Annotated in this window: 8 protein-coding genes, 4 tRNA genes and 1 rRNA gene; 10 read left to right on the top strand and 3 right to left on the bottom strand. The window is 39.7% G+C overall.

What is annotated here, in order from left to right:
* Nucleotides 1–135 precede the first annotated feature (135 nt).
* A 5S ribosomal RNA gene (gene rrf / locus CW745_RS16285) occupies nucleotides 136–251 on the top strand.
* A gap of 931 nt (nucleotides 252–1182) precedes the next feature.
* On the opposite strand, the gene CW745_RS16280 is transcribed toward rrf, so the two are convergent.
* The 3 genes from CW745_RS16280 to CW745_RS16270 are packed head-to-tail and all read right to left on the bottom strand — an operon-like array spanning nucleotide 1183 to nucleotide 3158.
* On the bottom strand, nucleotides 1183–1500 hold the full coding sequence (locus CW745_RS16280) for an AzlD domain-containing protein (RefSeq protein WP_101109760.1): 318 nt from the start codon (nucleotides 1498–1500) through the stop codon (nucleotides 1183–1185).
* Nucleotides 1493–2206: an AzlC family ABC transporter permease gene (locus tag CW745_RS16275; protein WP_101109759.1), complete on the bottom strand. Its 714-nt coding sequence runs from the start codon at nucleotides 2204–2206 to the stop codon at nucleotides 1493–1495. The genes CW745_RS16280 and CW745_RS16275 overlap by 8 nt, the downstream gene beginning before the upstream one ends.
* The gene (locus CW745_RS16270; protein WP_101109758.1) at nucleotides 2199–3158 is read right to left on the bottom strand and encodes a bifunctional helix-turn-helix transcriptional regulator/GNAT family N-acetyltransferase; all 960 of its coding nucleotides are present in this window, start codon (nucleotides 3156–3158) and stop codon (nucleotides 2199–2201) included. Before CW745_RS16270 ends, CW745_RS16275 begins: the two co-directional genes overlap by 8 nt.
* A 176-nt stretch (nucleotides 3159–3334) precedes the next feature.
* Between CW745_RS16270 and alaS the strand changes: the two genes are divergently transcribed.
* The 9 genes from alaS (at nucleotide 3335) to oadA (ending at nucleotide 10841) form a co-directional block, all read left to right on the top strand.
* Nucleotides 3335–5968, top strand: a complete 2634-nt coding sequence (gene alaS, locus CW745_RS16265) for an alanine--tRNA ligase (RefSeq protein WP_101109757.1) — start codon at nucleotides 3335–3337, stop codon at nucleotides 5966–5968.
* Between the two features lie 44 nt (nucleotides 5969–6012).
* Nucleotides 6013–7245 carry an aspartate kinase gene (locus CW745_RS16260; protein ID WP_101109756.1) on the top strand — a complete coding sequence of 411 codons (1233 nt, stop codon included), beginning with the start codon at nucleotides 6013–6015 and terminating at the stop codon, nucleotides 7243–7245.
* Nucleotides 7246–7345: 100 nt separating this feature from the next.
* Nucleotides 7346–7522 (top strand): carbon storage regulator CsrA, encoded by a 177-nt coding sequence (csrA, locus tag CW745_RS16255; protein ID WP_101109755.1) that lies wholly within the window; start codon nucleotides 7346–7348, stop codon nucleotides 7520–7522.
* Between the two features lie 253 nt (nucleotides 7523–7775).
* Nucleotides 7776–7868: transfer RNA gene (locus tag CW745_RS16250), tRNA-Ser, on the top strand.
* A 19-nt stretch (nucleotides 7869–7887) separates the two neighbouring features.
* A tRNA-Arg gene (locus tag CW745_RS16245) sits at nucleotides 7888–7964 on the top strand.
* A 62-nt stretch (nucleotides 7965–8026) separates the two neighbouring features.
* Nucleotides 8027–8103: transfer RNA gene (locus CW745_RS16240), tRNA-Arg, on the top strand.
* An 81-nt stretch (nucleotides 8104–8184) separates the two neighbouring features.
* A tRNA-Arg gene (locus CW745_RS16235) sits at nucleotides 8185–8261 on the top strand.
* Between the two features lie 499 nt (nucleotides 8262–8760).
* Nucleotides 8761–9021 carry an oxaloacetate decarboxylase subunit gamma gene (locus CW745_RS16230; protein ID WP_101109754.1) on the top strand — a complete coding sequence of 87 codons (261 nt, stop codon included), beginning with the start codon at nucleotides 8761–8763 and terminating at the stop codon, nucleotides 9019–9021.
* 32 nt (nucleotides 9022–9053) lie between these two features.
* A complete protein-coding gene (gene oadA / locus CW745_RS16225) occupies nucleotides 9054–10841 on the top strand; it encodes a sodium-extruding oxaloacetate decarboxylase subunit alpha (protein ID WP_101109753.1) in 1788 nt (595 codons plus the stop codon).
* Nucleotides 10842–10852: the final 11 nt, after the last annotated feature.

Here is a 10852-nt window from a genome sequence, read left to right as displayed (position 1 = left end):
ACAAACTCTAAGAGTTTTGTATACCAAGACGAGTCGAAAGACTATAAAAGAAATGCTTGCGAAGCATATTTTACGAAAACATTGCAAAGATTAAGAACGACGAAAAAACATTAGCTTTTCTAATTAATTTTTTTGTTTGGCGACAATAGCGCTGTGGTCCCACCTGATTCCATTCCGAACTCAGTAGTGAAACGCAGTTGCGCCGATGGTAGTGTGGGGTCTCCCCATGTGAGAGTAGGTCATCGCCAAACGCCTAATACGAACAATCCCTGTTGACTACGTCAGCAGGGATTTTTTCGTTTTATGCATTTGATAAATGAAGACCTACTCCCACATGGGGAAAGGTGAACAGCCTGCCGTAGGTAGTAGCAAATCATGGGATAGTAGGGCGAATATCGCGAAGCGATGGCTCATGAGCAATGTCCACCCATCGCCAAACGCCCAATAACAAACCCCTGTTGAGTTAGTTCCCGACAGGGGTTTTTTATTACCTACGATTTATGATGAGCTACGGAGAGAGTAGGGCGAGTATCGCGACAGCGATGTTTCACGAGCGGGTGAGCTCTGCGAACCCTTTCCATCGCCAAACGCCTAATACGAACAATCCCTGTTGACTACGTCAGCAGGGATTTTTTCGTTTTAGGGATTTTAAAAATGAAGCATAGCTAAGTGCTTGCCGTAATTGGACAGAAAGAAATGATTAATAATCATTTCTGAGATACTTTAATATTTAAGTGCACCATACGTATAGTGATAGTAGGGCGAATATCGCGAAGCGATGAGCAATGTCCACCCATCGCCAAACGCCCAATTAAACAGACCAAGTACGTGTTTCTTGCTGGTGTTTTTTAATTCTGATGACTTATGATGGGCTAAAGAGAGAGTAGGGCGAATATCGCGCAATCTATGTGGTACTAGCTTCGGGCCTCTGCGAAGACTTTCCACCGCAAAAACACCTAATACGAGCAATCACTGTTCACTAAGCCTGCAGTGATTGTTGATGTTAGTGGCTTATAACGTTGATCTATACTCGAATGGTGAAAAGTCTATAGCCTGTGTAGATAAATAATACTATTGGGTTAATGCGATTAATTCATAACTTAATTTTATCGGTTTAATATAAGCTTTGCAGTATATAAATCCCTTTAAAATTAAAGAACTAAACGGGAAAATATTATTTGGCTACATTGCCATATAACGTAAAATCAGAAAAAAAATCATTCCTAAGCCAATTGTTTTTAATAAATTTTTTGTGTACAGCGCAATTACAAACGCAAAGACCGTTGCTATCAAATAGCTATTAGTTATGCTGAAATCTAATTCGCCTGTTGGCATTAATACAGAAGGGACGATTATTGCAGTAAGGACTGCAGGGGGCACAAATTTTAGTGATTCAGCAAGCCAATTTGGAAAATTCATCTTTCCTGCAAATGCATACATAATAAAGCGAATTGTAAAAGTGATCGCAAACATTCCGAAAATTAATAGCCATTCATTCATAAGATAATTGCCTTTTACTTAGCTTTGAAATCGTTAGTCCAATCATTACACCTATTAATGCACTGATGATCAGGCCGAGTTTATTTGGTAGTTGTGCAAATATCAGTGAACTAAACCCTGCTGCTATAATCGCGCTTATCATTGCTTTACTATCCATATAGGGGACCACCATACCAATGAAGGTAACCGACATTGCAAATTCTAAGCCCCAGTTACTCATATCAGGAATCATAGTGCCTAGTAAAACGCCTAAAATAGTAAATGAAACCCATGTTAAGTAAAAACTGCACATAGAGCCCAAATAGAAGTAGTGCGCATATTCTTTATCTCTTTGTAAGTAACGTTGGCTCATATTGGCAAAGGTTTCATCCGTTAGCCCAAATGCTAGCACTGCGCGCCACTTCATTGGCAGATCTTTTACATGTTCTACTAATGCTGTTGCATAAAGTATATGTCGCAAATTAACAACAAAAGTGGTGAGTAAAATCATTTCTAATGGTGCTTTTGCTACGATTAAAGCTAATACAATAAATTGTGCAGATCCTGCAAAAACAAAGATTGACATTGCTATAGTCGCTAAAGGCGTTAATCCACTCGTAGGTGCTAATGTACCAAATAAGATTGCAAACGGTATTGCTCCAAGCATCAGGGGGAGCGCTGCTTTTGCACCTGAAATAAGCTCTATTTTTGGTTGACGGTTAGACATAGAGTTTAAGCTCCATATAAACGTCAGCTCGGTGGTAGTCACTTTTTCCTTTTGGATGATTACAATGTGCAAAACCGATATGTTGATATAAAGTAAGTGCCCGTTTTAATTTGCTGTTAGTTTCTAAATAAATGGTAGAAACTGCCAGTTCTCGTGCTTTTGCAATTGCTTCCAAGATCAGTTTTCTGCCTACTCCTTGACCTTGCATTTCTGGCGTAACTGCCATTTTTGAAAGTTCCATATAGCCATTTTCTTCTGGTTTCATCGCAATACAACCAACAATTTTTGCTTCTTGTTTCGCAAAAAATATATAGCCTCCATGTGAAAGGTAATAACTTTCTGGATTTTCTAGCGCATGTTTATCTTTCTCTGTAAGGTCGCCGTAAAACTCACTCTCTAACCAATTAAAATTTAACTTATAAAAATCATTCTTATAATCTGGGTGCCAGTTTATTAGCTCTATTTTGGCATTCTTTCTTGTAAGCTGATTAGCGACTGCTTGCGCTAAGTTATAATTATTTAAGTTACTCTCAAACTGATCGATAGATGTCAATAAGGAATGAGTTTGCAGGTTTTCAATATAATCAAGTTGTTGTTTCAGCGCTTCCCAAACTGGCGTCGCTTGTTTAATTATATGTAGCGCTTTTATCGTTAAACTTAATAAACTAGCGCGTTTATCAGTAGGGTGTGGTTGCTTTATTAAATAGCCTTCTTTAATCATTTTATCAGCTATTTTACTAACAGCAGGGTGGCTGATAGATAAATAATCTGCTGCCTGTGTAATACCAATAGGGCCAACGCTATTAAGTAAATTAATAAGGGGAAAATAATTGGGATTGAGTTTTAACCCTGCCTGATCATAAATAATTGCAACTTCGGCAAATAACTGGTCACTTAGGCGCTTCAATCGGCTTCCAAGGCTGAGTGTTGCCAAGCTTTTCATATAATCCATTTGTATCCCCCTCTATACGTAACTGGTTACGTATGTAGTTTCATATATGTGCGGTTCTGTGTCAATAGTTGAATGAAAATTAGGCTGAATGTGAGGGGATGCCTACTTTCCCCGTTACATGCTCCGTGTTATATTAACCACTAATTTTTTACCCATTATCAAATTTGGAATAACTCATGACCACGATTATGTCGACGTCTGAAATTCGCCAAGGATTTCTTGATTTTTTTACTAAGAAAGGCCATCAAATAGTGAGCAGTTGCTCTCTTGTACCTGATAACGATCCTACCTTGTTATTTACTAATGCAGGTATGAATCAATTTAAAGATACATTTCTTGGTTCAGAACAGCGTGCATACTCTCGTGCGACTTCTAGTCAGCGTTGTGTTCGTGCTGGCGGTAAACATAATGATTTAGATAACGTTGGTTATACGGCTCGCCACCATACTTTTTTTGAAATGTTAGGTAACTTTAGCTTTGGTGATTACTTCAAAGAAGAAGCGATTTCCTTTTCGTGGGAATATTTAACTGAGGTTTTAAATATACCTAAAGAAAAATTACTGGTTACTGTTTATGAAAGTGATGATGAAGCATTTTCATTCTGGGCCGATAAAATTGGCGTGCCGAAAGAAAAGATTATCCGTATTGGTGATAAATCACCTGATAAGAAATTTGAATCTGATAACTTCTGGTCAATGGGTGATACAGGGCCTTGTGGCCCATGTTCTGAAATTTTCTATGATCACGGTGAGCACATTTGGGGAGGTCCTCCTGGATCTCCAGAAGAAGATGGTGATCGCTTTATTGAGATCTGGAATTTAGTTTTCATGCAATATAACCGCCATGCAGATGGAAAAATGGAAGAGCTTCCGAAACAGTCTGTTGATACAGGGATGGGGCTTGAACGTATTTCTGCTATTTTACAAAATGGACATTCCAACTACGATATCGATATTTTTCAAGGTTTAATTAAAAAAGTAGCGGAAGTGACTGGAGCGACTGATCTTGAAGATAAGTCATTACGCGTCGTCGCTGATCATATCCGTTCATGTGGATTCTTAATTGCAGATGGTGTGATGCCTTCTAATGAAGGGCGTGGATATGTATTACGTCGTATCATTCGCCGTGCGGTTCGTCATGGCCATAAGTTAGGCGCAAAGGAAGTTTTCTTCTATAAAGTTTATGAGGAGCTTATCCAGCAGATGGGTAATGCTTACCCTGAGCTATTACAACAACGTTTATTTGTTGAGAAAATTCTTCGTTTAGAAGAGGAGCAATTTGGTAAAACGCTAGAGCGTGGTTTACAGATTCTTGATGGTGCACTTAATGATCTAGAAGGTTCAGTGGTACCTGGTGATGTTGTGTTCAAACTTTATGATACTTACGGATTCCCTGCTGATTTAACTGCAGACATCGCCCGTGAGCGTGAGCTAACAATTGACCAAGATGGGTTTGATATAGCGATGGCAGAGCAACGCTCTCGTGCTCAACAGGCTAATAACTTTGGTAAAGATTATAATGATGTTTTAAAAATCGAAGGCAAAACTGAATTTATCGGTTATGAAACCTTAGAAGGTAGCGCTACGGTAACAAATCTTGTTAAAGATGGCACTTTTGTTGATGCTTTAACAGAAGGCGATAATGCGCAAGTGGTTTTATCGAAAACACCATTTTATGCTGAATCTGGTGGTCAAACTGGTGATGCTGGCGTTTTAAAGCTTAATAATGGGATTTTTACTGTAACGGATACTAAAAAATCAGGCGATGCCTTCTTACATATCGGTTATTTAAGCTCAGGCTCATTAACCGTTAATGAAAAAGTACACGCAGAAGTGGAAAATGATCGTCGCCAAGCAATTGCCTTACATCATTCAGCTACGCACTTATTGCATGCAGCGTTACGCCATACATTAGGTGAACATGTAACTCAGAAGGGATCGTTGTGTGACGCTGAAAAACTGCGTTTTGATTTCTCTCATTTTGAAGCATTATCAATGGGGACACTAAATCAAGTTACACATTTGGTTAATCAAGCAATTCGTAATAACTTTGAAATTGTTACCAAGCTAATGGACATTGAAGAAGCTAAAACTACTGGGGCAATGGCGCTGTTTGGTGAAAAGTACGATGAAATGGTGCGTGTTGTTCAAATGGGTGATTTCTCAGTCGAGCTTTGTGGTGGTACTCATGCAACACGTACTGGTGATATGGGACTATTCCTGATCACTTCAGAAGCTGGTATTGCAGCCGGCGTTCGACGTGTTGAAGCTTCTGTTGGTATTGCAGCGGAAGAAAAGTTATCTAACCTTCGTGAGCAATTTAGTAAAGCTTGCGACTTAGTAAAAGGTGATTCTTTCAGCATTGGTGAAAAAATCATGCAAACACTAGATCGCAACAAAGCACTAGAAAAAGAGTTAGCGACACTTAAAGCTAAGATCGCGAGTGAAAAAGGTTCTAACTTAACGGGTAATGCAATTGAAATTAACGGTATTAAAGTCGTTGTTGCTAATATCGAAGGTATTGATCCTAAAACGCTACGTGACAGTGTTGACGAAATGAAGAATAAATTACAATCAGGCATTGTTGTTTTAGCGACTAAAGTTGCCGATGATAAAGTAAGCATTATTGCCGGTGTAACTAAAGATCTAACGAAGAAGGTAAAAGCCGGTGAGCTTGTTAACTTAGTCGCTGTTCCTGTGGGTGGTAAAGGTGGTGGTCGTCCTGATATGGCGATGGCTGGCGGAAATAACCCTGATGCATTAAATGATGCACTCGCACTTGTTGAGCCTTGGCTAACAACAAAATTATAAATGGATTGGCGTCTGAGTGACGCCATAACTGAGAAGCAAAAAAGATGTCATTAATAGTTCAAAAGTATGGTGGTACATCGGTCGCGAATGTCGAACGAATTAAGGTTGTTGCAGATAAAGTAAAAGCAACCAGAGATGCTGGGCATGATGTTGTGGTCGTACTTTCAGCAATGTCTGGTGAGACGAATCGTATGATCGCATTAGCTAAAGAGTTGCATGCAACCCCAAGCGCTCGTGAAATGGATGTGTTATTAACAACAGGTGAGCAAACAACGATAGCATTGTTATCAATGGCTTTGCATCACTTAGGTGTTGATGCTGTTTCAATGACGGGTGATCAAATCCGTATGAAAACAGATGGAAGTCATTCTAAAGCACGTATTCTAGACGTAGAGACTGAAAATTTACAGTCACACCTTAAGGCCGGACGTGTTGTGGTTGTTGCTGGTTTCCAAGGGCGCTGTGAAAACAATAATATTACTACGCTAGGCCGTGGGGGAAGTGATACTTCTGCCGTGGCTATTGCCGCCGCGCTTAAGGCCGATGAATGCCAAATATATACCGATGTCGATGGTGTATACACTACCGATCCACGTGTCGAACCTAATGCTCGTCGTTTAGATAGCATCACTTTTGAAGAGATGTTAGAGATGGCAAGTTTAGGAACTAAAGTTTTACAAATTCGCTCTGTAGAGTTTGCAGGGAAATATAATGTACCACTTCGTGTACTATCTAGTTTTAAAGATGGTGGCGGAACGTTAATCAGTTATGAGGAAAATAAAATGGAATCTCCAGTTATCTCTGGTATCGCGTTTAATCGTGATGAAGCGCGTTTAACCCTTTCTGGTGTACCTGATCAACCAACTGTTGCAGCGCAAATTCTTTCACCAATTGGTGATGCGAATATTGATGTGGATATGATCGTACAGAATACCGTGGGTAATGGAAAAACAGATTTTACTTTTACTGTTCATCGTGATGATTATCAGCAAGCCAAAGCATTACTGGAAACGGTATGTGCGGAGTTAAAAGCGGAAACTGTACAAGGTAATGAGGAAATTGCAAAAGTATCTATTGTTGGTGTTGGTATGTGGAATCACCCTGGTGTTGCTAAAACAATGTTTGAAACATTAGGCGAAGAAGGTATAAACATTCATCAAATAGCGACATCTGAAATTAAAATTTCAGTTTTAGTTGATAGTAAGTATTTAGAGTTAGCAGTGCGTGCATTACATAAGGCATTTGAGCTAGCAACAGAGCCTACAGAAGAAAAATAACACTTAATCTCTCATTCCGTAAAAAAGATATGAATTATTTTTACCGTTAGTTCATAATAAAAGCGCAACTGGGAAAAACTAATAATAATAGGAGCAGGACATGCTAATTTTAACTCGTCGAGTTGGTGAAACTCTGATGATCGGCGATAACGTAACCGTTACCGTATTGGGCGTAAAAGGAAATCAGGTACGTGTAGGTGTGAATGCACCTAAAGAAGTATCTGTTCACCGTGAAGAAATTTATATGCGTATCCAAGCAGAAAAAGATAACAAGTAATTGTTAGCGATTACATAAAGGGCCTAAGGGCTCTTTTTTTTGATCTGCTAAAAAATATTTGCCTGTATTTCTGATCGCCTCAGTGCTTTGAGCTAGTTGTAAAAATACATTGTGAACAATTTTAGAGATTAAAAAAGGTGATTTTGTTCATAAAATAGAACCTTTGTTGATTTAGTGAGCAAACAGGAGTAACTCTTTAAAAAAAGTTTGACTTGTTTTCATAAGACAGTATTATGAGCGCCAACAAGACGACGGAGAGGTGGCCGAGTGGCCGAAGGCGCTCCCCTGCTAAGGGAGTAACGAGTTTATAGCTTGTTCGAGGGTTCGAATCCCTCCTTCTCCGCCATTTTGTATAGATTCTTAAAGCGGGTGTAGCTCAGCTGGATAGAGTACCTGGCTACGAACCAGGCGGTCAGGGGTTCGAATCCCTTCACCCGCACCATATTTCTATTTGCACGAAATGGTGATTTTTGAATCGAAATGAAAACATAAAAGAATATCGCGGCGGGTGTAGCTCAGCTGGATAGAGTACCTGGCTACGAACCAGGCGGTCAGGGGTTCGAATCCCTTCACCCGCACCATTCTTTTTTAAAGGCTTACTTAGGTAAGTTTTTTTGTTTTTAGAGCTTTGAAAATATTGTTCCTCAATATTTTGCATCTATGCGGGTGTAGCTCAGCTGGATAGAGTACCTGGCTACGAACCAGGCGGTCAGGGGTTCGAATCCCTTCACCCGCACCATCTTATTTTTTTAATACCTTCCTTATCTTTAAAATAATAATGTTATTACAATGTTAAATTTATGTGCATAAATATTTATTTTTTATGAATAAAATTTCATTGTGAATCTTCGTGTTTTTGGGAGTTAGATCAATATTGAAATTGTCGATTACTGACCTGTTTTTTGCATAACTATTCTTTCATCCTTCTCTAACACCCGTGTTACTTAGCTAGACCATAAAATACAGGGAAGCTTGCCAGCAAAGTGCACCTGCTTCCAATTTTATCCGGAAACTATTATAATGTGTCGTTTTGGAAATGTTGTTTAATTTTTTTTCCTACTTTTTCAACCGTAGGATAATTAAATAAACACATTGTTTCTGCTTTTAGCGTCGTTTCTTTTGATGATTATTCATCGTTTATAGGGCGTTAAATGCAATCTCAGTTTGAATAATTATTCACTTATTGAGATTGTTTCTAAAAGGGCACTCTTCTATAGTGCAAAAAAAGGATAACAAGTATGGATATTAATGAGTCGTTATTTCAAGCAATAACACTTTTTGGATTAGGGATGGCATTTGTTTTTTCATTTCTAGGGTTATTACTGATTGCCGTTAAACTGATGGCAAAATTTATACCTGCAGATGCACCCGTTATTAGTCAACGTGCAAAAAATAATAAAGTAGCGCCCGCTACGACTTCAAAATCTGAAATCAATCCACAAGTAATCGCGGCGATTACCAGTGCTGTGCAGCAATATCGTAAAGCTGAACTCGCATAATGGAAAACCAAAATATGAAGGAGCAAGTGAATATGTCTAAGCCACTGGCGATCACCGAAGTTGTACTTCGTGACGCACATCAATCACTGTTTGCAACACGCATGCGTATCGACGATATGCTACCGATTGCAGAAAAATTAGATAAAATTGGTTACTGGTCTTTAGAAACATGGGGTGGTGCTACATTTGATGCTTGTATCCGTTACCTTGGCGAAGATCCATGGGATCGCATTCGAGCACTGAAAGGGGCAATGCCAAATACGCCTCAACAGATGTTGTTGCGTGGTCAAAACCTATTAGGCTACCGTCATTATGCTGATGATGTAGTAGAAAAATTTGTTGAGCGTGCTCATACCAATGGTGTTGATGTATTCCGTATCTTTGATGCAATGAATGATGTTCGTAACTTTGAAACTGCGATTAAATCTGCAGTAAAAGTGGGCGCGCATGCACAGGGCACAATCTCTTACACAACAAGTTCAGTGCATAGCATTGATGGTTGGGTTGATATGGCTAAGCGTCTTGAAGATATGGGCTCACACTCTATCTGTATTAAAGATATGGCTGGATTGTTAAAACCTTACGAAGCACACGAGCTAATTACTAAAATTAAAGCGGCTACCGATATTCCATTGGCACTGCATTGCCATGCAACAACTGGCTTAAGCCTTGCGACACAGCAAAAAGCGATCGATGCAGGTATCGATATTGTCGATTCCGCAATCTCTTCAATGAGTATGACTTACGGACATTCACCAACAGAAACATTAGTTTCTATTGTTGAAGGGACTGAGCGAGATACTGGCCTTGCGTTACCGCAGCTTGCAGATATCTCTGCTTACTTCCGTGAAGTACGTAAAAAGTATGTGAAGTTTGAAGGTGAATTGAAAGGCGTTGATCCACGTATTCTTATCGCACAAGTACCGGGTGGCATGTTAACTAACATGGAAAGCCAGCTTAAACAGCAAGGTGCTGCTGATAAAATGGATGCTGTATTACAAGAGATCCCGCGAGTTCGTGAAGATCTTGGTTTTATTCCTTTAGTAACACCAACATCACAAATTGTTGGTACCCAGGCTGTAATTAACGTACTAATGGGTGAACGTTACAAAAACATCACTAAAGAAACTGCGGGTGTGTTAAAAGGTGAATATGGTGCAACACCAGCACCCGTTAATGCTGAGCTACAAGCAAAAGTCTTAGAAGGTGGTGAGGCGATTACTTGTCGTCCTGCAGACAATATTCCTGCAGAGATGCAAGCGATTCAAGATGACTTTAAAAAGCTAGCCACAGAAAAAGGGATTAAAGTTGCAGATCAAGAAATTGATGATGCCCTTATTTATGCTTTATTCCCAGAGATTGGTCTTAAGTTCCTAGAGAACCGTAATAACCCTGATGCCTTTGAACCAGTTCCGAGTGCTGATGATATGGCGGTTGCAAGTGAGTCTAAACCATCTGAGCCTAAAACTTACTCTGTTGCTGTCGATGGACAGGTATTTAACGTCCAAGTTGGCCCTGAAGGAAGTATTGATGGTATTACACCTGCAGGCGCTGCAACAACCCCGTTAACCGCTGTTAGTGAGGCACCTGCCGCACCTACAGGTGAGGGTGAAGATGTGCCAGCACCTTTAGCGGGTAATATTTTTAAAGTATTAGTCGCAGAAGGCGAGCAAGTAAACGAAGGTGATGTATTACTTGTGATGGAAGCGATGAAAATGGAAACAGAGATCCGCGCACCAAAATCAGGTGTTGTGCAATCTGTATTAGTTCGAGAAGGTGATGCAGTGGCAGTGGGTGAAGCCCTGTTTACTGTCGGTTAAGGAATAGATAA

The organism is Psychromonas sp. psych-6C06 (assembly GCF_002835465.1).
GTDB lineage: Bacteria > Pseudomonadota > Gammaproteobacteria > Enterobacterales > Psychromonadaceae > Psychromonas.
This window is presented reverse-complemented; position numbering and strand designations above follow the sequence as displayed.

Coding starts and splice junctions, on each gene's coding strand:
- CW745_RS16280 (WP_101109760.1), bottom strand. CDS start 1,500: ATGAATGAATGGCTATTAATTTTCGGAATGTTTGCGATCACTTTTACA.
- CW745_RS16275 (WP_101109759.1), bottom strand. CDS start 2,206: ATGTCTAACCGTCAACCAAAAATAGAGCTTATTTCAGGTGCAAAAGCA.
- CW745_RS16270 (WP_101109758.1), bottom strand. CDS start 3,158: ATGGATTATATGAAAAGCTTGGCAACACTCAGCCTTGGAAGCCGATTG.
- alaS (WP_101109757.1), top strand. CDS start 3,335: ATGACCACGATTATGTCGACGTCTGAAATTCGCCAAGGATTTCTTGAT.
- CW745_RS16260 (WP_101109756.1), top strand. CDS start 6,013: ATGTCATTAATAGTTCAAAAGTATGGTGGTACATCGGTCGCGAATGTC.
- csrA (WP_101109755.1), top strand. CDS start 7,346: ATGCTAATTTTAACTCGTCGAGTTGGTGAAACTCTGATGATCGGCGAT.
- CW745_RS16230 (WP_101109754.1), top strand. CDS start 8,761: ATGGATATTAATGAGTCGTTATTTCAAGCAATAACACTTTTTGGATTA.
- oadA (WP_101109753.1), top strand. CDS start 9,054: ATGTCTAAGCCACTGGCGATCACCGAAGTTGTACTTCGTGACGCACAT.